This is a genomic window from Neptuniibacter marinus (assembly GCF_965223595.1).
In the GTDB taxonomy this organism is placed as follows: domain Bacteria; phylum Pseudomonadota; class Gammaproteobacteria; order Pseudomonadales; family Balneatricaceae; genus Neptuniibacter; species Neptuniibacter marinus.
On sequence record NZ_OZ245004.1, the window covers coordinates 2,997,854 to 3,020,831 of the forward strand.

The window sequence follows — 22,978 nt, forward strand, 5'->3', positions numbered from 1 at the left end:
TGCAATACCTACTAAAACAAAGTATGTTCGCCGCTTTGTTTATGCGGGGCGAGCCATAGCCTCCGCCATCTCTCGGGCCGCACTAAAGTTCGTTTTACCACTGCCTAAAACAGGGACGGCCTCAACGCTATAGATATCCGCCGGTACCATCATCGGCGCCATTCCACCTTTGACCAAACGATCCCGCACATTTTCAACATCGATCCCTTCGATGAGAAGAATCACCTTTTCACCCTTTTTCAAGTCAGGCAGATTCACCGCGACCAAAGGCTGCTCTGTCAGCTCTAATATACGACGCACCTCACCCTCTATCGCAGTAAGACTCACCATCTCCCCACCCAGCTTAGCGAAACGACTATAGCGATCGACAATCGTTAAAAACCCATCTTCATCTAAATGGCCTTTATCGCCACTTTTATACCAACGAATACCATCCATCTCGACAACCACTTCGGCTGTTTTTTCTGGATTATTTAAATAACCCTGCATGATTTGAGTACCCCCAATCAAAATCAACCCATCTTCACCTATAGGGAGTTCATCTAAGGTTTCTGGGTCCACTATGCGGAAAGTCGAGCCGGGTAAGGCCATACCAACCGTACCGGGTTTGTTTCCCACCTGTACTGTCCACCAGTCTGTATCTAAAGCATCAGGTAAATTAGTACTTGCGACAGGAGTGGTTTCTGTAGAGCCATAACCTTCGACAACAGGTACATGGTATTTTTTCTCGAATCCCTCTCGTACAGCAGAATCAAGTTTCTCTGCACCGGCCACTACAGCTCGAAGCGACTGGAACATAAGTGGGTGAACCCGCTTATTCCGTGTATATAAACGCAAAAAGGTGGAGGTGGCACACATCAATGTTGCTTTATAACGTGCTACACCTTTACCTATTTTAGGCGCATCAGTTGGATCAGGATGGCAAACAACCGGCATTCCCTCAATCAACGGCATAAAACAAGTTACCGTTAGGCCAAACGCATGAAATAGGGGCAAGGTAGCCATAATACAATCATCTTCACGTACATTGAGCACATCTGCTGTTTGGCGAAGGTTCCCCATAATATTCCTGTGACTTAACATCACTCCTTTTGGAGCTCCCTCGCTACCGGAAGAGAATAATATAGCTGCGGTTTGATCAACATGTGCTTTATGACACAACCAAAATTGTAACCATGAAGTCGGCATCAGCGATACTAACCCTAAAGTTAATAGCCCTTCAGCTTTACTGATCTGTTCTTTAATATCTTCCATATACAGCAGTTCTCGTCCCTCAAATAACTCCGAAAGATCTGCGCCACGTGCTTTCAGCTTAATCACAAAACGACGCGAGGTAACAATAGTCTTCACATCCGCTTGCTCTAGCGCAGATTTCAGAGAGCCTACAGGTGCAGTAAAGTTGATATTAACTACAGTTTTTCCCGCCATTAATGCTGCCATATTAGCAATAGCACCAGCACTCGACGTTGGCACAAGCAAACCAATATTATTCCCTTCTGTTCGTACCATTCTTTTTCTAAATAAAGCCGTAGCAGTTAACAACTTTCTATGGCTTAACGGCCCTCCATCCACATCCGCTATAGCATATCCACCATCGGCACTTTTCATACTACGCACAAAGGCGCTTGGGAGTGTTTCAAGAGTTTCTGTATATTGTTCCCAAGTTCGAATCGATAACTCAAACACCTTCTGCTTAACTTCAGCAGCACAACTATCAATCGACATTGGCTGACCATAAGCGACGATGACATCTCGTTTAGAACCGTTACGACGAATGGTTTTCATTTTATCGGTCGAACGGGAGAAACGACTTCCCCACAACCCACGCATATAGAAAGGTACGATGACACCGTCCGCCCCTTCACAGGCTTTTTCAAAACCGCGCCTAAACTCTCCTAACTGTCCTATATGGCTGATTGCGCCTTCAGGAAACAAGCACACTACTTCGCCGATATTAATCAATTCACGTACCTGTTCAAGCGCTTGGCGACTCTTACCTTGAGAGATAGGAATAACTTTAAATAGATCTAAGAACCAGCGAAGATACCAGCGCTCATATATACTTCGCTCCATGACAAAGTGAATATGGCGAGGACAGGCCATCTGAATCATTGCCCAATCTAACCAGCTTATATGGTTACCTAATAGCAACGTCCCTTTACCCGCTTCAGGTAAGTTTTCAAAACCAAGTACCTGAAGATTATATTTCCGGCGAAACAGGAGCATCACCAAGACTTTGATAAATGCCTGTGGCAAGGTAATAATCGCATAGATAGCGCCCCCAACCCCCAGCGCGGCCAGCAACCAAAGCAACCAAAGTCCATCAATACTGTTCCACGCAAATAGCACAGTTAAAGACAAGAAACTCAGCATCATAAGGTTCTGAATAAAATTACTACCCGCCAATACCCGTCCGTTTTCAGCTTCACCTGCATGAAACTGTACCAATGCATTTAATGGCACACACATTAAGGCACCAAAAAGACCAATCGAAAAGAAGACAACCGCCTGCATAAGCATAGAATCAAGCTGAGGTAAAAGAACAAGCCCGCCCGCAACACCCACAGCCCCAACAGGAATCAAACCGACATTGATATAGTGCTTAGAAAACCGTCCAGCCAAGATAGAGCCCAGCATTATCCCTATACCTGCAAACGCCATGATGCCTTGAATTACGAAGGTATTATGTTGATCCATATGTTCTTCGGCAAACGCAGGAAAGACGGCCAGCATCACCTGACTAATTGACCAAAAAATAGATAGTCCAATAATCGACAACCAGATAGGACGTTTGCTTTTAAGTAAGCCAAGGTTGCGTTTTAAAGCTCGACCCGTTAGATAAGCCTTAGTATCAAAAACCGCTTTCTTATCGGTTTCCTGTAGTTCAGGCAGCTGGTACGCTAAATAGAGTTCAACAACCGCACCAGCAACTAAAAGCCAACCTAGGGGTGCGCATGACATTAAACTCTCTTCCGGTGAAAGCTGTACCGCGCCATCCAAACTCAATTCAAATAGTAGTGAGAAAACAACAATGCCACTTAAAATGGCGACCATAGTCACCGCCTGAACCCAGCTATTACCTTCGCTCAGGTTATTCGCGCCGACTAATTCTTTTATATATCCGTATTTAGCGGGCGAGTAAAAAGCACTTTGCAGCGCAAGTACAAAAGTCAGTCCAAAAGCAGGGATAAAAAGCCCTAAGTAGTAACAGGTTGTGATTAACAAAGTAATAACAACGCCGCCCCACGCAGATAGCTGCATCACCTTATTTTTAGGGTACTTATCAGCTAAGAATCCCGACGGGGTAAAAAGCAAAATAAAGGGAAGTAAGATCAAACCATTAACCACGGCGGTCAACAGTATCTGTAAATCACCGTCATAGGCCTTAAAGAGCGTATTTTGAATAATTATTTTATGACCAAGGTCGACAAAGGCATTAATAAATGCGACGCATATAAATGCAAAAAATCCGTTTAACTTTAATAGCTCTTTCATGGGGTGCTCCAGCCTATTCCAAACTCATGCTACGGTGCTTACCATACTTAGATCAAGGAATTACGACAGTTTTATGGGAATAAAGAACCACTTATGACTTGAGAATCATATGAACGGCTCCCGCTGTAGAGAACTATATAAAAAGCCGGCTAAAAACCGGCTTTTAATTGGAAAAGTATCGTATATTGCAACCTAATGGGTTGTGCTCTAAGCCTGCCTACTATTTGCGTGTAAGATAGACACCACACTCTAAATGCTCGGTATAGGGAAATTGATCGAAAATAGCAAAACGCTTTAACTCATGGGTCTGAGTCAAGGTTTCCAGATTTAACTTCAATGTTTCAGGGTTGCAGGATATATAGAGAATATTTTCATAGGACTGTACTTGCTTAACCGTTTCATCATCCAAACCTGAGCGAGGCGGATCAACCAATACCGTTGTAAAATCACAGCTATCCAAGCCAAGATCTTTAGTTCGACGCTTTTCCACCGTCCCACTTAGAACTTGGGAAAATTCCTCCGAACTAATACGAACAACATCTACATTTTCAATACCATTAGCCTCAATATTATATTGAGCAGCACGAACAGAGGTTTTTGAAATTTCAGTCGCTACGACACGGCGAAAGTTTTGAGCCATCGGCAAAGTAAAATTACCATTACCGCAATATAACTCGACCATATCACCTCCAGCCCCTTGGCTCGCATCAAGGGCCCATTTGATCATATGACGACAAACTTCGCCGTTCGGCTGGCTAAAATTGTTTTCTACCTGTTTATAGATATAATCCCGACCATTAATATCCAACGTTTCTATGACAAAATCCTGATCCAGCAATATTTTTGCTTTTCGAGAGCGTCCTACCAACTGAATATTAAATTTCTCTTTAAGCTTTTTAGCTTCTTCAATCCAGTCTTCTGCTAAAGGACGGTGATAGAGTAGTGTGACCAATAGCTCGCCACTTAAGGTGCTTAAAAAATCGATTTGGAATAGCTTACGTCGCAGCACTTCACTCGGGCGTATCTCTTCAAGCAGTTTGAACATCATATCGTGAATACGTTCAGCCACCATTGGGCAGTGATCAATACGTATACGGACGTTTTTGTTACCCTTTTCAAACATCACATAGAAAAGGTCATCACCCTCATGCCAAACACGAAACTCGCAGCGCATACGATAATGACTACGTGGAGATTCATAGACTTCGAGTTCGGGTAGATCAAAACAAGAAAAAAGCGATTCAACACCGGATTTTTTAACCGCAAGTTGAGCTTCATACTGTTCAGGTTCGACAACTGAGATTGACATTTACGCCTCTAAAATAAGTGCTATAGGCACAAAAAATGCGCCCACAAAAAATTGGGCGCATTTTAACAGTATGCAAGTCTCAGGCAAAACATTAAAAACAGGAAGCGGCAGGATTAAACAAATCCAACTTGTGTTTGATAATCTGCTGTAATTAGCTGCCAATGATCCAGTTCCGTCCCCATCCCAATTCGCTTGATGTAATCCATACTCAAACGACTGGACATATCACACCCAACAACGCTTGTAGCAGGTGGTAATAACGCATCCGCCACATGGACAGCCGTTAAGGGTGTAAAAACATTTTCAGGGTTAGCCTTGGGGAAATGGTGAAATAATACAGCCTCAATAACTCTAGGAGGTAAGTTCCATAAAGCCAGCATATACGCGCCCGCTTCAGCATGAGTAACACCTAACTCAAGCTTTTCAATTGCATAAACCGGTTGGTCCATTAAACTCGCTTTACTAATGATTCGATGATATTCAGCAGGGTTCTGACTGGCGAGAACTAAAATACCAAAATCATGTAGCAAACCTGCTAAAAACGCTTGGGCTTGCACATGACGGTCAGCTTTCACTGAACGCGCTATATGTTGAGCAGCGCGAGCGACGGCCATTGAACGCTGGTGAATTTGTTTAAACGAAAAACTTTTCCAAACATCGGTTTGCGGATAAGCATCAAATAGATGGGATGTTAGTACTAAATCTCGAATCATTCTGATACCAAGAATAGCTACCGCTTCCTGCATTCTATTAATATCACGACTTAAACCAAAAAAGGCTGAATTAACCCACTGCATGACTTTAGCAGTCATCACTGGGTCTTGCTCGAGTATCTGCGCAATTTGCCGAGCATTTGAGCGCTCAGAACTTAACGCTTTATTTAACTTATCGTATACATCCGGCAAGACTGGCAGAGTTTGTAACGAGGTAATGTAATTCTTCACTGCAGGTTTATTAATCAATCCTGCGACATGAATACTGTTGGATATATCCTCGATCAGCTCATCAGGACTACAGTCTAAAGATAACGAGTGATGCGCCAACTCAGATGCTCTTGCGGTTTGCAACGGGGTTAAATAACCAGATAAAACTACTCGAATAACATTAGGATGTTTTTCAACCACTTTGGCAAGTAATTCAAGTACTTGTGTCGGATTATCACCTAAAGGTAATACCAGCACATCGGCAGGATTACTATCAAGAACCGCCAATAACTCATCTAAGCGTTTGACTGAAACAGTATTCCAATCGGTGGTATCAGATATAGCCTTACCTAAACGTACACTTTGAGGGCATACCTGACAAAAAACAGCTGAATGTTTCAATATTTGGGATGTCATCTGCGCGTCCATAAAAAAACCATCCAATTAACCCATCCTTAGATAATACCTTTACTCTCTCGATATAGGTTTAGCTGGGTATTAGCTGAGTGTCCAGAAAATAAACAGCTACATGAAAACTATTCAAAATAAAACCACACTAAAATTGTACAATAAACAGCCTCCAGTTTAGCACAATCGGTATTTATTAAAAAACGTCAAACATAAGCTATCACCCTACCAGCACACTAAAATGATTAAGCGCGATATCATGAATAACTTACACACTTCCCTTATCAAGTATTTATTCTCCAACTCTCTATACAATCTGCATTCATAATGGTTCATATAATCAACTAAAAAGCGTAGAATCTGGCCTCCTTATTTCAATGATTTCAGGTTTTCAGGCAGCCCATGACTGACAGCAAACGTAAGATTCTTGTTACTAGTGCCCTTCCATACGCTAATGGTCCCATTCATTTAGGCCATTTAGTTGAATATATACAAACTGACATTTGGGTTCGCTTCCAAAAACTCCGGGGCAATCAATGTACTTACGTCTGTGCGGATGATGCTCACGGCACACCTATCATGCTGAAAGCCGATCAAATGGGTATTTCACCGCAAGAGCTGATTGACAAAGTTAGTGCTGAACACCAACGGGATTTTTCCGGTTTTATGGTTGGGTTTGATAACTACTACTCTACCCACTCAGAAGAAAACAAATACTTCGCATCTCATATATATACCGCATTACGTGACGGTGGGCATATTGATAAAAAAACGATCACTCAAGCCTATGACCCTGAAAAAGAGATGTTTCTGCCTGATCGCTTTGTTAAAGGCGACTGCCCAAAATGTGGCGAGAAAGACCAGTACGGCGATTCTTGTGAGAAATGTGGCGCAACCTACAGCCCTGTTGATCTTAAAAATGCTTATTCTGCAGTGTCTGGTGCAAAACCCATTGAAAAAGAATCTGAACACTATTTCTTTAAGCTAGGTAATTTCGAAACTTTCCTTCGTTCATGGGTAGATAACCACGTTCAAGAGCAGATGATTCATAAACTAAATGAATGGTTTGAATCAGGCCTACAGAATTGGGATATCTCTCGCGATGCACCTTATTGGGGTTTTGAAATACCAGATGCCCCAGGCAAATACTTCTATGTATGGCTAGACGCCCCAATCGGTTACATGGCGAGCTTTAAAAATTGGTGTGATAAAAACAACGTAGATTTTGATGAGTACTGGTCAGAAGCCTCAGAAACAGAGCTTTATCACTTTATCGGCAAAGATATAGCCTATTTTCACACTCTTTTCTGGCCCGCTATGCTTGAAGGCGCTGGCTTCCGTAAGCCTAATGGTGTTTTTTGTCACGGTTTCTTAACCGTAGATGGACAAAAAATGTCTAAGTCGCGCGGCACCTTCATTATGGCTGAGACCTACCTGAATCACCTTCGTCCAGAGTACCTGCGCTATTACTTTGCAGCTAAGTTAAGCTCTGGTATAGATGATATCGATTTAAACCTTGAAGATTTTCGTATGCGCGTCAATGCGGATCTGGTCAACAAAGTCGTCAATATCGCCTCTCGCTGTGCAGGCTTTATCAAAAAGAAATTTGACGGTGAAATGTCTGCACAATTAACCGAGCCTCAGCTTTATAACGAAGCAATTGCCGCTGGCGATCTAATTGCAGATGCCTACGAAAAACGCGAGTTTGGCAAGGCTATGCGTGAAATCATGGCCATTGCAGACAAAGCAAACCAATATATTGATACCGCTGAACCTTGGGTTTTAGCAAAACAAGAAGGCAAAGAACAGGAAGTACAAGATTGCTGCTCCATGGGCATCAACCTATTCCGCGTTATTGTTTCTTATTTGGCGCCTGTATTACCTCAAGTGGCTAAAGATGCAGAAGCGTTCTTGAATATTGACCGTATCACTTGGGATAGTATTAAAGAGCCACTGCTAAGTCATAAAATTAATAAATTTAAACCGCTAATGCAGCGCGTTGATGAAGATAAAATTACGGCAATAATTGATGACACAAAAGCGGCCATTGAAGCCGCCGCTCAGGCTTTACCACCAGCGGTTTCAACACCTTTAACCGATGAACCCATCGAAGAGACAATCGAATTCCCAGATTTTGCCAAGGTTGACTTACGGGTCGTGCGTATAGCGAAAGCTGAGCATGTTAAAGGGGCTAATAAACTTCTGCAACTCACCCTAGATTTAGGCGGAGAGACCCGTAATGTCTTTGCCGGCATTAAGTCAGCTTACGAACCAGAAGATCTTGAAGGAAAACTAACCGTTATGGTTGCTAACTTAGCTCCACGTCAGATGAAGTTTGGCGTATCTGAAGGCATGGTGTTAGCGGCAGGGCCTGGCGGCGAAGATATTTGGATACTAAGCCCAGATGACGGTGCACAACCAGGTATGCGCATCAAATAATCCAAGCTTAGATCTTCCACTTAAAAAGCCTATAAATCCACCTTTGTGATTTGTAGGCTTTTTTATTTCTACAGAGCAAACCAGCCCACTTCTGCTTACCCCTTACTGTTCAGCGTCACTCTCAAATGCAATACGACTTAAGCATCCTATTAAGAGATAGATAAATATAACTCTTGATTATTGAAGGCTTATATTTAGATAAAATTAAGTCTATGCTGTTCACAAGTACGTCGTTGTAAGCAACTTTATATAGTTGCAGCCACAAATATCTTGCCGTGAATAACTCAGGAGCGCATATGCCATACAACGAAGAAATCATGCAGGAATTGAATGTGTTAAACCTTTTCAACCTCAACACCACTCAAGAAGGAATCAAAGTCCACTCCTCTGCTCAATCAGAGGTTATTGCCGCTACACAAAGACTCTTTGACAAAGGATTGATTACTCAACACGACGGTGGCTACCTTACGCCACTAGGCCACGATGCAGCAGAAAGCACGCAAACCTTACTTACGATTCTAATAACAGAAAGCAGACTCTAATAGACAAAACAAAGGGCCTTATTAGGCCCTCTGTTAATCAATATTATGCTGGCGAGTGTATCGCCAAGAAATGCTCCATTACACGTCGGAGCAAGCTTGCATGAGCATAATCTCCACTGCGCTCTGCATGAGCAATATCATCAAGAATAATCTTTTTGATCTTGTCCTCACCGTCATGCTCGACTAAGTAATTACCTAGAGCCATAGCAATCATGGGATCAACATGTTCATGCTCAGCGATGGCATTAACTTCACCAACAGAGAGTCCACTCATTTCAACACATTCGTTGTAAGTTAACATGACACTACCCTCGCTTAAAAGTAATCAATCCTTCAAACCGGAAAGCAGACTGCTTAACTCCCTCCCTCATACTCAGTCTAGTTGAAAACTATAGATTCGAAGTGAATAGCGACTAAACACGAGTAATAACCCTGTCATAACTGACCTCTATCAATCTATTGCATATTTGACCAATATCACTAAGATCATTTGCCGCCAGAAGATTAAGACAGAGGATTACACCCTAATGACGCTGAATGACTTTATAAGCAAGCTTGCAACCAGCTCAGAGCTGGATTTTGAAGATACTATGCTAGTGATCGAAAGTAACTATAGCTATACACCTACCGCATTTGACAACGGCTCGATCAGTAATGATGCTGGGCAAAATGAGGGGAGCTGCAAAATCTTTGCTTTTGCTAAGCTAAATAACCTAGATGAAACAAGCACTCTAAAATGCTTTGGCCGCTTTTACCAAGATGTATTAAATACACCTGATGGTGATGATCATGGAAATATTCGCAACTTTATGCAGACCGGCTGGGCAGGTATTCACTTCTCAGGCGAAGCCCTTAGCTAATATAAAAACTTAGCTAATATAAAAATCTTAGCTGCTCTCAATAGCTAACCATCCATATAAAAAGACCCTCATCATTGGTGATCCAACGATGAGGGTCTTTTTACAACTTAGACCAGCAAGCGTTTTATAGCCAAAGGCGTTTAGGCTAAACGATCATCCGCCACTTTATAGCTTGGGTCTTCAATCATATTCACTTCCACAAGGCTTCCAGCCTTATTCAGAAGCTTACAACATTCAGGGCTTAAATGACGCAGACTGAGCTCTTTACCTGCTTTATCATAACGTTCCGCTAAAGACTCTATTGCCTCAATACCTGAGTGATCCATGACCCGACAGTTTGCAAAATCTACAATCACTTCCGGGGGATCAAACTTCGGATTAAATTGATCGCGAAAAGTTTGAATAGAAGCAAAGAAAAGCGGACCGTTTGGAAAATAAACTTTAGTATCGTATTCGTCACGTACTTCAAAAGACATATGGCTTGCATGTTTCCAAGCAAAAACCAACGCAGAGATAATTACGCCAACAATAACGGCAATCGCTAAATCCTGCCAAACCGTAACCCCAGTCACAGCAATAACGACAATTAAATCAGAACGCGGAATTTTTCCCCACAGGCGTAAACTAGCCCACTCAAATGTACCAATAACAACAATAAACATTACACCGACCAGCGCTGCAACAGGAATAACTTCGATAAGGCCCGAACCTACCAGAATAAAAGCAAGTAAGAAAAGAGCAGCAGATATACCTGATGCACGGCCAAAACCGCCCGAATTAATATTGATCATACTTTGACCAATCATTGCGCAGCCACCCATGCCACCAAAAAAGCCTGTTGTGACATTCGCCACACCTTGACCTATACACTCTTTATTACCACGACCACGCGTCTCTGTGATCTCATCAATCAAGGTCAACGTTAACAAGGACTCTATCAAGCCAACGGCAGCCAAGATCAAAGCATAAGGCACAATAATCTGAAATGTCTCCAAAGTTAATGGCACCATCGGAATATGGAACTGAGGCAGGCCACCAGCAATAGTGGCGTCAGCGTTACCTGTCATATCAGCTAGAACATCTTGCACTGTGCGCGTATCAAGATCTAAGCCGATTACAAGTAAGGTGACCGCAAGAATAGCGGCAAGTGTAGAGGGAATAACACGCGTAAACTTAGGTAAGAAGTGAATAATCGCCATTGTTAAAGCAATTAAACCGAGCATCACAAACATCTGCTCACCCTGCAGCCACTTAATAGCGCCATCATCATCCATAAACTGAAACTGCTTCATTTGCGCAAGAAAGATAACAATAGCCAGTCCGTTTACAAACCCCAACATAACCGGATGTGGTACTAAACGGATAAACTTACCTAATCGAAAAACACCCGCCAGTACTTGAAATATCCCCATTAATACAACAGTTGCAAAGAGATATTCCACACCATGATCAGCGACTAAGCTCACCATCACTACAGCAAGAGCACCCGTCGCACCCGAAATCATTCCTGGACGACCACCAATAGCAGCGGTAATAAGTCCAACCATAAAAGCGGCATAAAGGCCTACTAAAGGATCGACACCGGCTACAAAAGCAAACGCAACAGCTTCAGGCACAAGCGCCAATGCAACGGTTAATCCAGATAAAACATCGCTTTTAAGTGATTGTGTCCGCGACACAAGCAATTGAATCATTTACCACCTCAGCCATATACTGGTTCTTTTTTAACCAGACTTGAAAAGCGCGCGAGTATAACAAATCTACGGGCTAATTTCAGGTATCAAGAACGAATAGTTAACATAAGTTTCTGCCGCAGACCTTGCATCTGTGCAGATGCAATATCTGAGGCTAAGATAGAAAGTTCCTTCTCTTTATTAAAGCATTTAATAACAATTAGTTGAGCAAGATTATCCCACGCAGCTGGCAACTTATTGCAATGCGACATCATTCCACCCGCTTTATCTTCAGCTAAATAAATAATCTGACCTATCCCTGAGGCTAAAATCCGACCGCAGCACATAGGGCAAGGTTCTAACGAAGAGATCAGCTGCAAGCCTTCTCGATCCTTATAATCAGGAAACATATTTTCAAACTGATCAAGAACTCTCATCTCCGCATGCGCGGATGAATTAAACCCTTCACTAAACACCTGATTAGCCGCCTCAGCTAACAGATTATTATCCCGATCGACCAAAACAGCACCAACGCCATAGTTTCCCTCTTCCAAAGCTTCCAGCGCTAATTCACAACAACGAAACGCCCATTTATGTTCCCCTAATCGGTATTCAGGCGCATAAGTAGCTAAGCGAATTTTCAAACTCTCAATATTATTGTTATCAGTGCTCATCGCGCCACCACCTTGTAAAGCTTTCACTTAAAAATTAAGACTTATCTAGTAAGCTTAGCTGCAAAGGTTGTTCTTTGGAGCTTTCCGTTAATTTATATCCTACCCCTATCAGCCTTACTGGGCGTTGACCTCGATTGAAAGCATCCATTAATAGCTGTCGAAAATGGACAACGTTAGGACAAGCGACCTGATGTTCTGCTGTCGTTTGGACAAAATCACAAAACTTAACTTTCACCACAATCCCAGCAATCGACCGAGTCTCCTGTAAACGCTTATAACGTAAAACTAGCTTTTCTATTAACATAGGCAATTGAGCAACACAGCTATCAAGATCTAAAAGGTCCTGAGAATAAGTATGCTCCACACTAATCGACTTTCTTATTCGACTGAGTTTAACTGGACGCTCATCAATACCACGAGATAGGTCAAATAGACGTTGGCCGAACTTTCCAAACCTATCAACTAATTCAACCAAGGATTTCGCACGTAGATCTCGACAAGTCTCTATATCCATTTCTTTTAGCTTCTCAGCGGTTTTCATACCAACACCGGATATTTTTTTAACCGGTAGATTCAATACGAATTCATCTACTTTACGAGGGTGAACAACATAAATACCATCGGGCTTATTCCAATCACTCGCCACTTTGGCTAAAAATTTATTAGGCGCAACCCCAGCGGAAATAGTAATTCCTATCTCATCTCTTACTCGATTTCTTATCTGATCTGCGATTAAGGTTGCACTGCCTTGGCAATGATTTAATCCTGTTACATCAATAAATGCTTCATCGAGTGAGAGCGGCTCAATAATATCGCTATATTCAAGAAAGATACTCATCACCTGCTGGGAAACTTGACGATATTTAGCCATATCTCCTGAGACGACCCGTAAATCCGGACACAACTTTAATGCCTGAGCGGTAGACATCGCTGATCGAACTCCAAACTCCCTAGCAATATAGTTACAGGTAGCAATCACTCCTCGTCGATCAGCACTACCTCCAATTGCCATGGGAATGGATCTTAATTCTGGGTTATCTCTCATCTCAACTGCCGCAAAGAAACAATCACAATCGCAGTGAATGATCTTACGTTGCATAAATACCACCAAGATACTGTTTATATATACAGTATTGTAATAAAAAATAGCCTAAGCTGAAAATCTATTTTCAGTCGTCACAAAACCGTCACGTTTCTGTAAAGAGTTAGTCACCTAACTCACCTATATTTTTCACCTTATGAATACACGTGAAAATACCCTCATCATTAAAGAGCCAACTATTAACGTAGAGAAAGCTCTTGTAAGCAAATACCCTGCTTTTATTGATAAGCCGGCGCCGTTTAAACGCTCTGCTCTATTTATGTTGAAAAAACTGGTTCATGAAAATGAGATAAATAGTTTTCTCGACATTAATAAAGATGCAACAGGGTTTGAATTTATTGAACGGGTTCTGGAATATTTCAATTTTGGTTACAGCATCAGCAACCATGATAGAGCCAACATTCCATCCTCCGGCCGAGTGGTGATTATTGCTAACCACCCATTGGGGGCCTTAGATGGGCTCGCTTTACTTAAAATGGTCGGCGAAGTTAGACGCGATGTAAGGATCGTAGCTAATGATGTTCTTATGAACTTCGACCCTATAAAAAACTTGTTTCTCCCTGTAGACAACTTAGGCAAAAGCACGCGTAAAAGAGATATAGAACGTATTGTTGAGGCCCTTCATCAAGAACAAGCAATTATCGTCTTTCCCGCTGGCGAAGTTTCAAGAGCAGGCATAACAGGCGTTAAAGATGATAAGTGGAACAGCGGATTTATTCGTTTTGCCCGCAAAGCTAACGCACCTGTACTTCCTATTTTTATCGGTGGAAAAAACTCATCCTTGTTTTATAGCGTTTCTTACATTAACAAAACCCTCTCAACATTAATGCTAGCTAGAGAGATGTTTAATAAGCGCTCGGTCACTATCCCAATGCGTGTAGGTGAGCCCATTCCATTCAGTCAAATAGATGCGGTACCTGTATCCACAGCTGAAAAAACTAAACTGCTGAAAAAACACCTTTATCGTATAGCAAAAAATAAAAAGCCCCTTTTTCTAACGGAAAAAACGATCGCCCATCCTCAAAATCGCCAGAACCTAAAACAGGAACTAAGAGAGTCCGAACTCTTAGGTGAAACCATTGATGGAAAAAAGATCTATCTCTTTGATTACAAAGCAGAGTCAGCAGTTATTCAGGAGATAGGACGTCTGCGGGAGATCGCTTTCCGCTGTGTCGGCGAAGGAACTGGAGATAAAAAAGATTTAGACCTGTATGACCAATACTATCGTCACCTTATTTTATGGGATGAAGAGGAGCTAGAGATAGCAGGGGCCTACCGCCTTGCTGAAGCGGGAAAAATGGATCCAACGGCAACCGATACCGGCCTATACAGTGCAACCCTGTTCAAATATGGAGAACAGATGAAGCCCTATTTCGAGCAAGGAATAGAGTTAGGCCGAAGCTTTATTCAACCCAAGTACTGGGGAAAACGTAGTTTAGATTACCTCTGGTACGGAATTGGTGCCTATCTACGTAAACACCCTGAAGTACGCTATATGTTCGGTCCTGTAAGCTTGAGCAACAGCTACCCGAGGGTCGCTAAAGATATGCTTGTATGGTTTTATAGCCACTATTTTAATGATAACGAAGACCTTGGCCATTCATTCTCCCCTTATGTTTTAGATCAAGAAGCTCTAAATAATATGGATCGAATGTTTAGTGGTGACAATTACAAAGCTGACTTTAGAGCCCTAAAGGAACAACTGGAATTTTTAGGCGTTAGTGTACCAACGCTCTACAAACAATATAGTGAACTCTGTGAAGAGGGAGGCGTGCGTTTCCTTGATTTTGGTGTTGATGCCGACTTTAACTACTGTATTGATGGGCTTGTGTTAGTCGATATTGAGTTCGTGAAGGCAAAGAAACGAAAACGATATATAGGCGAAGATCCCATAGCAGAAACACTCTAAGTGTGATCAAAGCTCGCAACCAATAAAAAAGCCCCAAGAGCAAACACTTGGGGCTTTTTAGATTCAGAATGTAAAGTGTAGTAGCTCAGACTTGATCTGACAGTTACCCGTTTTTTATCTGGTGTCTGTCAGTTTAGATCTGGGCTAAATTCTTCTCGGCCCAGACCCGTTTACCATCAAGCAACGTTTCCATTGGCGTTCTACCGCAACATACCTTGCCCTGATGAGTTCGTTCATTGTTGTAGTATTCCATCCAGCCGTCCAGATCTTTTTGTAGTTCCTCAAGTGATTCGTAGAGCTTTTTACGGAAAGTTACTTGATAGAACTCATTCAAGATCGTTTTATGAAAGCGTTCACATATACCATTTGTTTGTGGGGACATCGCTTTAGTTTTGGTGTGATCAATATCGTTTATAGCAAGATAAAGCTGGTAATCATGCTGATCGACCCGACCACAGTATTCAGTTCCTCGGTCTGTAAGAATACGCAGCATAGGAAGCTCCTGTTCTTCAAAGAACGGTAATACCTTATCGTTGAGTGTATCTGCAGCAGTAATCGGTGTTTTAGTGGTATAGAGCTTACAGAAAGCGATTTTGCTGTAAGTATCCACAAAGGTCTGTTGGTATATACGGCCAACGCCTTTCAGGTTACCTACGTAAAAGGTGTCCTGAGACCCCAGATAACCTGGGTGTATCGTCTCAATTTCACCGCATGCTTCATCATCAGATTTCTTTTTCTCAAGCGCTGCAACCTGAGCATCGCTCAGGATGATGCCGTCGTTAGCAACTTTATCTTCTAAAGCTTTCAGTCTCTTTTTAAAGTTCTCAAGATTATGTCGAACCCAAATTGAACGGACGCCACTACCTGATACAAAGACACCCGACTTACGTAGTTCATTACTGGTACGGTGCTGACCATGAGCGGGTTGTTCAATGGCATAAGCAACGACAGCTTGTTCTGTTGCTTCATCCACTCTGTTCTTGGGATTCGGTGCTCTACGGCTTTTGTTGATCAGGCTATCGATACCACCTTCTTCAACAAGTTCCTGATAACGATAAAACGTATCTCGTGATACGCCCATGACTTTGCATGCTTTGGACACATTCCCAAGCTCTTCTGCCAAATTCAGCAAGCCAGCTTTGTGTTTAATGATTGGATTGTTAGTATGGATCATGAGAGTTACCTTTTGTTTTGATTTAAGATTCGACACCTTTATCAAAACGGGTAACTCTCTCTTTTTCAAGATGATGTGTCAGATCAAGTCTGAGCTACTACATGTAAAGCTACACCTTGGCGCTAAGGTGCTTTAATATCCGCTTCACTCTCAATTAAAATGCCCTGCTCATTCAGATTAATATCCATCTTCACTCGCATATCCATATTTTTCAATACGTCTAGCTGCTCAGTGACTTCTGGATCACCTGCCATCTCTAGAATAGGCAGTATCGGCTCAAACATTTTTTTATAATCAACAGAGAAGCTCAATAGGCCATTACTTTCGACAGTTTCACCTGCTAACTGATCAGCAATCGCCTTTCCTTTCTCTCCATTATAAACAACCAAGTGCTTACCTTTTAAAGCCAACATAGGTTTAATATCAACCTCGGTCGGAAGAGGCATAATTGTCGATAGATCAACAGGGCTTCCATCTGTAGGCAATTGCAGTTGCGCCAATTGTGGAACAAAAGCTTTAGCCATATTAAACAGAACAGCTGGATCCTCTGCACTCAAAGAGACGATACCATCTAAAGAGTTTAACTTAGGCGCTGAAGAGTCCATAGAAATAGAGAAATCTTGAACCCCAACCGCTACACCTTTAACCCCTTGCGCCATACCGGTAAACATACCTAAAGCAGCAGGGTTGGCTTGCTGAATATCCGCCTGCATCTCCAATAAAGGTTCACACTTATAGCTTGGCTCAAGCATGTTGCTCCAGATTGATGATAATGCGGGACCTAACTTATTCGCATCAAGCCCTAAGCCCATCCCAAACACTTGCGCATCACTAAGATAAGAAGGAATAAAACCCTGCATAGAGGTAAGCGCATCAAGCACAACTTTATTATTACTTTCCACCACTAACGCAGCCTTCATATAGCTCCGTTCAGAGGTGATTTTCAAATCATCGTGACTACGTATACCTGCTACTGTGCGCGGCCAGTTAGCTGCCATCGCTCCCATCTCAGCCTGACATTCAGCAGTGCGAACCCTATCTAGATCCGTCCCCTTTCCTTCCATCTCCATCGCTTTAGTCAACATAGATGCCAATCTATTGCCATCCGCCGTAGTAAATGCAGTGACTAGCCCTTTATGATCAAGATAAGAAAGGGTTGCATTAATAAAGCCATGTTTCGTTTGAATATCTTCCAAAATACCAGCGTCCTGCAACGAAGCTGCTGGTTTGGTTTGCGCTAAAGCCAATTCAACGTCCGACTCAGTATTCACATGCGTATTAATCGTCCAAGTCGCCCAGCCATTTTCATAAGCAACAAGCACTTCAAACTTTTCACCCTTAGCGTTACTTTCAAAGCTATACGCTCTATATACCAACTTATTTAATGTACGCGCCTCATGCTTAAAACCACTCTCCTGTTCAGCCTTATCTAAAACTGCCCACAAGCCCTGTTCATCGGTCACTTGATAACGCACAACTGGCATAAAACCGACAGCATAAACAAACGTTTTTATCTGATCAGGAAGCCCGAACGTTTTCTGAAAACTTTCTACTGAATGCGCAGCTTCAAAATAAGACTTAACTAAACTCGCAAAAAAGCGCTCCTTAGGATCTGTTCCATCATCCAGTTCTTCAAGCAAATCATCCGGAATTTTTGCTTGGGGAAACATTGTAGAATTCAGGTAATCCTTAAGGGGAAATGACTCAAGTTGACCTGAAAAGATCACACTATCCGCAGGCACGTATGCTAAAGGAGAGTATTCTGAAGAACCTGACTCGCCTTGCTGATTGACCATATAACCAACTGCACCAGCGGCAATGACTGCGCCGGCAATAATAATTTTACGCACCGTTTAAAGCTCCATTTTAATGTTTGTAAGAATCTTAACTGATCATTTTAAAACTGTCCCGATTTAGCCTAGAAAAATCGAGGCTATTCGGTATAAAAATATATACATAGTGACTCAGGTCTATAACCTAACACAGCAATATACACTCAATCTAAAGTTTGCCCCCCTATTCAGGGCCGTTTATCATGCAGGTAATGAACCTAAAGTCAGGTTATTAAAACACTGAGTTATAAAATGACTATCATCCGATAAGGGGAATTTGTGAATCCAGTCAGTTTGGTCTTATTAATTAGCATCGCACTTTTAGTGATTTTATGGGTACGCTCACTACCTAAGAAGAAAAAGCTGCCTGCGGTCATCATGATTATTCTGACACTCATTGCACTTTTTGTTCTACTGATGGCTATCACTGGACGCTTAAGCTGGGTCGCTGTTGCCTTTACAGCTCTACTACCTTTTGCTCGCCACTTAGTTCCGACCCTATTAAAAGTGCTTCCTTTTCTGAATATCTGGAATAAACATCGAAAAGAAAAGCGTCAACACAATAATAATCGAAGCTCAGCCAACCAAGGCCCATCCGGCAATAGTCAAAAGGTACGTGAGGCTTATGAAATTTTAGGCTTAAAGCCGGGTTGCTCTAAGGATGAGATCATTGCGGCCCATCGCCGTCTAATGCAAAAAAACCATCCAGATCGAGGAGGCAGTGATTATTTAGCGGCCAAAATAAATCAAGCGAAAGACACGCTACTTAACGGTTAAATCGACGATGTACTCGCTCAGGTCCAACTCGCTCAAGCCTAAGACCATCTGCGCCATAAGTAGAACTATACCCTTTAACGACTAAGCCTCCTCGCTTATCACGCCGAAATATAATCAATTCGTTACCTTCGCGGCCATCAATTTCTGTCAGATGAACTACAATTTTCCCTGCACTAAGGTGCCTCCATGTTCCTTTCTGTACAATCAAGGGCTGGCTATTTCGATAATCCTGAGTCAACAAAACGGTTTGATCAGATGATAAATCAAGGGATAAAAATCGATCTAACCCATTAGCACCTGTTAATAATGAAGTATATAACCCAGGTAACGTTCTGACCTCTAAGTCTCCTTGCCGAGCACAACCTGTAAACACCTTGCCGTTCAATACCATTCGGCTAGTGTATTCATATTCAATATCATACTGATCCCGACACCAGCGTTTTTCCAATGTTAGGCTTACCGTAAAAGCTTCAGCTCCTTCCAAATGGCTACTCCACTCAAAACCATTCCCTAAATTAATCGGTGACTCTTTAGGAAATATCAACTGAGATAATCTTCCATAATCCTGTACATAGAGGCCATCACCTCTAATGTCAGCAATCCATAAAGGGCGATCCCCTGCGGCTCGGTATTCATTGCCTGACAGCTCATAGCTACATGTGGATTGGTTCCCGCCCATTAAATGCACTTGATAGACCTCCCAAGGCTCACCAGGCACAACATGGTCTCCAGTTAACTCGGCATAAAAAACCGGAGACCCCGTTTGATTAAAACGTTTCTTTAGCTTGTTGGTATGATCCTGAATTGACTCTTCTTTGTTAACATAACAGGCTTGAAATTTTAATTCGCCATTCTGCAAAGACACTATACCTCGACGAAACAAAGGACGATCTTCGTCCGTTAAATCCGACGGTGTCGTTTTACAGCCCGATACAATCAGACAAGCGATAACAATGATAAATTGATGCTTCAACGTTATATTTTTAAAGAAAATCATATGGGTATTGCTTGAGATAGAATGAATGCCGATAATAAGCCAATAGTTCATGGAGGGCAAAAAATGGCAAGGCCAGCAGAGTTCGACCGCACGGATGTATTAGAAAAAGCGATGGACGTGTTCTGGAGAACCGGCTACAACGCTTCTTCAATTACAGATCTAGTCAAAGCAACGCAACTAAAACCCGGTTCACTTTATGGTGCATTTCAAAGTAAACGCGGATTGTTTTTGGAAGCAATCGACACTTATAGTAAACGTAGTGTTGAGCGTATCACTGCAGTGCTTAGCAAATCTGAATCCCCTCTACAAAATATAGAATCATTCTTTATTATATTCTGTGAGGAGCTAGAAAAAGATCAGATAGGCAAAGGCTGCTTCATGATTAATACAATGCTAGAACTGGCTACCGAAGATGATGAGATTAGAGAACGTGTGAGCATCTATTTAGATCAAGTCGAGCAGAGCTTCTGCAACACGGTTAGTAAAGCGCAACAACTAGGTGAGATTGATCCACACAAAAGTGCCGCAGATCTAGCGACCTATCTAATGACCAATATTTGGGGGTTGCGAGTATTAAGCAGCAAGCGCCCTAATCATAAAAAATATAAAGCGGTCATTAGTAATATTCTTTTAACCCTTACCTATTCACATCATTGATTAAGGACAACCTCAGAACTTATGTAGTTTGATTGAATAATTGATCAGACTACACGACCTTTTCCAATGCCCCACCCATCCAGCTTTTATTACCCCTATATCCACTCAGAAAACCCAGATACCCCATCACTGAAGAATATTTTTTAGTTACCTACCTTCTGTTAGATAACTAAATTGCTCTGATACCCATATAATAAACCCTACAACTGAATAACTGTTCTCTTGGGGCTCATCCTATGAAACTAGTCACTTTTAAGCACGATAACCGTGTTTCTGTAGGGATTCTCTATCAAGGAAAGATCATTCCTGCATGGTCAAACCCATTAATGCCTCAAGATATGTGTCATTTCCTATCCGGTGGGAAATCCCTACAAGAAAACCTACTCTCGTACGCAGGTAAAGCCGATATCCCCCAAGAAGAGGCAGAACTACTTGCACCCGTTCTTAATCCCCAAAAGTTTCTTGGTGTTGGGCTTAATTATGCTGACCACATTGCAGAAACAGGCTTAAAAACGCCTGAATTCCCCACTATTTTTAACAAACAGGCCAGTTGTATTATTGGTGACAGCGCGGCTATCCACCGCCCCTCAGTCTCAAATAAGCTTGATTACGAAGGCGAGCTAGCTTTCGTCATTGGGAAACGATGTCGGCATGTTCCTTACGAACAAGCTCAACATGTTATTGCGGGCTATACCATTGTTAATGATATCTCAGTACGTGACTGGCAAATTAAATCCCCAACATGGACTTTAGGAAAATCCTTTGATACCCATGGTCCTATGGGGCCTTGGATAACAACCGATAATATAGACCCTCACGCATTAGAACTTAAAACATGGGTTAATGGAGAGTTACGGCAACACTCCAATACAAAAAACCTCATCTTTGATTGCTATGCCCTAGTTGAAACACTCTCGACAGTCTGCACTTTAATGCCTGGTGATGTTATCGCGACGGGCACATGCTCTGGTGTAGGAGTATCAATGAAACCACGAGGCTACTTAAAGCCAGGCGATACTGTCACTGTCGAAATTGAACATATTGGACGTTTATCAAATAACATCATTGCAGAGCCCACTACTCCGCTCTATTAAAGCATCTAAACAACACTTTATCACAGCCACTATTTATAGGTGTCTCCATTTGGAAACCTTCTAACTTATTGTTTTATATAAATAAGTATATTAACCACTCAATTACTGTCTGCAAATGGAGACAGTATTGAAGAGATAAACATACTAAGTTTAAGCAGGCCTTTCCAAAAAAACCAAAAACACAATATAACTAATTGTTTTTAAATGCTTTTAAAAATATGGCACAAGTATTGATATATCTAGTTCGATTTTAAACTTTCGAACTGCCATATTTTATCTAGGAGATAAATCATGAAAACAATTAATTGGGTACTTGCTTCACTAATCGCTACTTCTTCAACTGTTGCACTAGCAGAAGAAGCACCAACAACTGCGGTAGAAACTCAAACTGAAGTTACTACAAGTGAACAGCCTGCAGAGAAAAAAGTTTTTAACAAACTTGATGCAGACCAAGATGGAAAAATCAGCCAAGAAGAAGCAAAAAATTACCCTAAACTGGTTGAAGGTTTCGATAAAATCGATGCCGATAGCGATGGTTTTTTAAGCCCTGAAGAATTCACTCGTCCACACAAAAAATCATAATCGGACAATCATAAGTTTTCTGGGAGAATCATTATGAAAGTAACAACATGGGCACTTGCGTCTCTACTAGTTATTTCATCATCAGCAAGCATCGCTGACACAGTAATTGCTGCAAAAATCCAATCGGATGATGCGCAGCCCGATGTGATGACTAATGAACAACCTAAAGCGCCTAGTATTTTTGAAAAGCTAGATGGAAACAAAGATGGCAAAGTAAGCCCACAAGAAGCGCAAGTATCCCCCGCTCTTGTAAAAGGTTTCGATAAAATCGATACCAATAAAGATGGCTTCCTAAGCCCTGACGAGTTTTCCCAACTTCAGGTTAATGCAACGCCAGCCCCTACTTTCATAGTAATGGCTTCTCTACAAACGTTGTAAACGGGTTCACTAGTGTGTGGAGGGGTAGCTTAAACTGATTCCGAGACAGCCTCAGTTAGTTATCTCTCCTCCTTCTGGTAACGGTTGAGTAGAGCATCCATGTCCACAAACATAGCCGCCAGCTCTACTTAATAGGCTAGGAATCCTCCACGG

General features: G+C 42.0%; 19 protein-coding genes. 9 read left to right on the plus strand and 10 right to left on the minus strand.

Annotation, left to right across the window (positions count from 1 at the left end; genetic code table 11):
• Positions 1-39 precede the first annotated feature (39 nt).
• From ACOQOE_RS14075 to ACOQOE_RS14085, 3 genes are all read right to left on the minus strand, one after another.
• Positions 40-3,495 (minus strand): acyl-[ACP]--phospholipid O-acyltransferase, encoded by a 3,456-nt coding sequence (locus tag ACOQOE_RS14075; RefSeq protein ID WP_067866408.1) that lies wholly within the window; start codon positions 3,493-3,495, stop codon positions 40-42.
• Positions 3,496-3,715: 220 nt separating this feature from the next.
• Positions 3,716-4,804 carry a tRNA (uridine(54)-C5)-methyltransferase TrmA gene (trmA, locus tag ACOQOE_RS14080; protein WP_420554305.1) on the minus strand — a complete coding sequence of 363 codons (1,089 nt, stop codon included), beginning with the start codon at positions 4,802-4,804 and terminating at the stop codon, positions 3,716-3,718.
• Positions 4,805-4,917: 113 nt separating this feature from the next.
• On the minus strand, positions 4,918-6,144 hold the full coding sequence (locus ACOQOE_RS14085; RefSeq protein ID WP_420554306.1) for an HDOD domain-containing protein: 1,227 nt from the start codon (positions 6,142-6,144) through the stop codon (positions 4,918-4,920).
• A 393-nt stretch (positions 6,145-6,537) separates the two neighbouring features.
• Between ACOQOE_RS14085 and metG the strand changes: the two genes are divergently transcribed.
• Positions 6,538-8,574: a methionine--tRNA ligase gene (gene metG, locus ACOQOE_RS14090; RefSeq protein WP_420554307.1), complete on the plus strand. Its 2,037-nt coding sequence runs from the start codon at positions 6,538-6,540 to the stop codon at positions 8,572-8,574.
• A gap of 296 nt (positions 8,575-8,870) precedes the next feature.
• A complete protein-coding gene (locus tag ACOQOE_RS14095; protein WP_067866418.1) occupies positions 8,871-9,116 on the plus strand; it encodes a TIGR02647 family protein in 246 nt (81 codons plus the stop codon).
• A 43-nt stretch (positions 9,117-9,159) separates the two neighbouring features.
• On the opposite strand, the gene ACOQOE_RS14100 is transcribed toward ACOQOE_RS14095, so the two are convergent.
• Positions 9,160-9,417, minus strand: a complete 258-nt coding sequence (locus ACOQOE_RS14100; protein WP_067866421.1) for a hypothetical protein — start codon at positions 9,415-9,417, stop codon at positions 9,160-9,162.
• Between the two features lie 226 nt (positions 9,418-9,643).
• On the opposite strand from ACOQOE_RS14100, the gene ACOQOE_RS14105 reads away from it, so the two are divergent.
• Positions 9,644-9,976: a HopJ type III effector protein gene (locus ACOQOE_RS14105; protein WP_067866423.1), complete on the plus strand. Its 333-nt coding sequence runs from the start codon at positions 9,644-9,646 to the stop codon at positions 9,974-9,976.
• Between the two features lie 140 nt (positions 9,977-10,116).
• Here ACOQOE_RS14105 and ACOQOE_RS14110 read toward each other — a convergent pair whose 3' ends face one another.
• From ACOQOE_RS14110 to dinB, 3 genes are all read right to left on the minus strand, one after another.
• Complete coding sequence (locus ACOQOE_RS14110; RefSeq protein WP_067866425.1) at positions 10,117-11,670, minus strand: SulP family inorganic anion transporter; 1,554 nt, start codon at positions 11,668-11,670, stop codon at positions 10,117-10,119.
• Positions 11,671-11,756: 86 nt separating this feature from the next.
• Positions 11,757-12,323, minus strand: coding sequence for a nucleoside deaminase (locus ACOQOE_RS14115; RefSeq protein WP_067866427.1), 567 nt, complete (start codon positions 12,321-12,323; stop codon positions 11,757-11,759).
• Between the two features lie 34 nt (positions 12,324-12,357).
• Positions 12,358-13,422, minus strand: a complete 1,065-nt coding sequence (dinB, locus tag ACOQOE_RS14120) for a DNA polymerase IV (RefSeq protein ID WP_420554308.1) — start codon at positions 13,420-13,422, stop codon at positions 12,358-12,360.
• A 139-nt stretch (positions 13,423-13,561) separates the two neighbouring features.
• On the opposite strand from dinB, the gene ACOQOE_RS14125 reads away from it, so the two are divergent.
• Positions 13,562-15,334, plus strand: coding sequence for a GNAT family N-acyltransferase (locus ACOQOE_RS14125; RefSeq protein WP_420554309.1), 1,773 nt, complete (start codon positions 13,562-13,564; stop codon positions 15,332-15,334).
• A gap of 133 nt (positions 15,335-15,467) precedes the next feature.
• Here the strand turns inward: ACOQOE_RS14125 and ACOQOE_RS14130 are convergent, their stop codons facing one another.
• Entirely contained in the window at positions 15,468-16,508 is a 1,041-nt protein-coding gene (locus ACOQOE_RS14130) for an IS481 family transposase (protein WP_420553798.1), read from the minus strand.
• Positions 16,509-16,630: 122 nt separating this feature from the next.
• Entirely contained in the window at positions 16,631-18,358 is a 1,728-nt protein-coding gene (locus ACOQOE_RS14135; protein ID WP_420554310.1) for a hypothetical protein, read from the minus strand.
• Positions 18,359-18,619: 261 nt separating this feature from the next.
• On the opposite strand from ACOQOE_RS14135, the gene ACOQOE_RS14140 reads away from it, so the two are divergent.
• Positions 18,620-19,117 (plus strand): DnaJ domain-containing protein, encoded by a 498-nt coding sequence (locus tag ACOQOE_RS14140; RefSeq protein ID WP_067868614.1) that lies wholly within the window; start codon positions 18,620-18,622, stop codon positions 19,115-19,117.
• On the opposite strand, the gene ACOQOE_RS14145 is transcribed toward ACOQOE_RS14140, so the two are convergent.
• Positions 19,107-20,114, minus strand: coding sequence for a hypothetical protein (locus ACOQOE_RS14145; protein ID WP_067868616.1), 1,008 nt, complete (start codon positions 20,112-20,114; stop codon positions 19,107-19,109). The two genes, ACOQOE_RS14140 and ACOQOE_RS14145, sit on opposite strands and share 11 nt — an antisense overlap.
• A 63-nt stretch (positions 20,115-20,177) precedes the next feature.
• Between ACOQOE_RS14145 and ACOQOE_RS14150 the strand changes: the two genes are divergently transcribed.
• The 4 genes from ACOQOE_RS14150 (at position 20,178) to ACOQOE_RS14165 (ending at position 22,825) form a co-directional block, all read left to right on the plus strand.
• Positions 20,178-20,771, plus strand: coding sequence for a TetR/AcrR family transcriptional regulator (locus tag ACOQOE_RS14150; RefSeq protein ID WP_197468069.1), 594 nt, complete (start codon positions 20,178-20,180; stop codon positions 20,769-20,771).
• 236 nt (positions 20,772-21,007) lie between these two features.
• Complete coding sequence (locus ACOQOE_RS14155; protein WP_067868622.1) at positions 21,008-21,865, plus strand: fumarylacetoacetate hydrolase family protein; 858 nt, start codon at positions 21,008-21,010, stop codon at positions 21,863-21,865.
• Between the two features lie 291 nt (positions 21,866-22,156).
• The gene (locus ACOQOE_RS14160; RefSeq protein WP_420554311.1) at positions 22,157-22,447 is read left to right on the plus strand and encodes a hypothetical protein; all 291 of its coding nucleotides are present in this window, start codon (positions 22,157-22,159) and stop codon (positions 22,445-22,447) included.
• Between the two features lie 33 nt (positions 22,448-22,480).
• Complete coding sequence (locus tag ACOQOE_RS14165) at positions 22,481-22,825, plus strand: hypothetical protein (RefSeq protein WP_067868631.1); 345 nt, start codon at positions 22,481-22,483, stop codon at positions 22,823-22,825.
• Positions 22,826-22,978: the final 153 nt, after the last annotated feature.

What these genes read in the sequence shown, in the direction of transcription:
- ACOQOE_RS14105 (WP_067866423.1), top strand. Translation starts at nt 9,644, where the DNA reads ATGACGCTGAATGACTTTATAAGCAAGCTTGCAACCAGCTCAGAGCTG.
- ACOQOE_RS14160 (WP_420554311.1), top strand. Translation starts at nt 22,157, where the DNA reads ATGAAAACAATTAATTGGGTACTTGCTTCACTAATCGCTACTTCTTCA.
- ACOQOE_RS14165 (WP_067868631.1), top strand. Translation starts at nt 22,481, where the DNA reads ATGAAAGTAACAACATGGGCACTTGCGTCTCTACTAGTTATTTCATCA.
- ACOQOE_RS14110 (WP_067866425.1), bottom strand. Translation starts at nt 11,670, where the DNA reads ATGATTCAATTGCTTGTGTCGCGGACACAATCACTTAAAAGCGATGTT.
- ACOQOE_RS14075 (WP_067866408.1), bottom strand. Translation starts at nt 3,495, where the DNA reads ATGAAAGAGCTATTAAAGTTAAACGGATTTTTTGCATTTATATGCGTC.
- ACOQOE_RS14125 (WP_420554309.1), top strand. Translation starts at nt 13,562, where the DNA reads ATGAATACACGTGAAAATACCCTCATCATTAAAGAGCCAACTATTAAC.
- metG (WP_420554307.1), top strand. Translation starts at nt 6,538, where the DNA reads ATGACTGACAGCAAACGTAAGATTCTTGTTACTAGTGCCCTTCCATAC.
- ACOQOE_RS14155 (WP_067868622.1), top strand. Translation starts at nt 21,008, where the DNA reads ATGAAACTAGTCACTTTTAAGCACGATAACCGTGTTTCTGTAGGGATT.
- ACOQOE_RS14095 (WP_067866418.1), top strand. Translation starts at nt 8,871, where the DNA reads ATGCCATACAACGAAGAAATCATGCAGGAATTGAATGTGTTAAACCTT.
- ACOQOE_RS14115 (WP_067866427.1), bottom strand. Translation starts at nt 12,323, where the DNA reads ATGAGCACTGATAACAATAATATTGAGAGTTTGAAAATTCGCTTAGCT.
- trmA (WP_420554305.1), bottom strand. Translation starts at nt 4,804, where the DNA reads ATGTCAATCTCAGTTGTCGAACCTGAACAGTATGAAGCTCAACTTGCG.
- ACOQOE_RS14130 (WP_420553798.1), bottom strand. Translation starts at nt 16,508, where the DNA reads ATGATCCATACTAACAATCCAATCATTAAACACAAAGCTGGCTTGCTG.
- ACOQOE_RS14085 (WP_420554306.1), bottom strand. Translation starts at nt 6,144, where the DNA reads ATGACATCCCAAATATTGAAACATTCAGCTGTTTTTTGTCAGGTATGC.
- ACOQOE_RS14150 (WP_197468069.1), top strand. Translation starts at nt 20,178, where the DNA reads ATGGCAAGGCCAGCAGAGTTCGACCGCACGGATGTATTAGAAAAAGCG.
- ACOQOE_RS14100 (WP_067866421.1), bottom strand. Translation starts at nt 9,417, where the DNA reads ATGTTAACTTACAACGAATGTGTTGAAATGAGTGGACTCTCTGTTGGT.
- dinB (WP_420554308.1), bottom strand. Translation starts at nt 13,422, where the DNA reads ATGCAACGTAAGATCATTCACTGCGATTGTGATTGTTTCTTTGCGGCA.
- ACOQOE_RS14145 (WP_067868616.1), bottom strand. Translation starts at nt 20,114, where the DNA reads ATGATTTTCTTTAAAAATATAACGTTGAAGCATCAATTTATCATTGTT.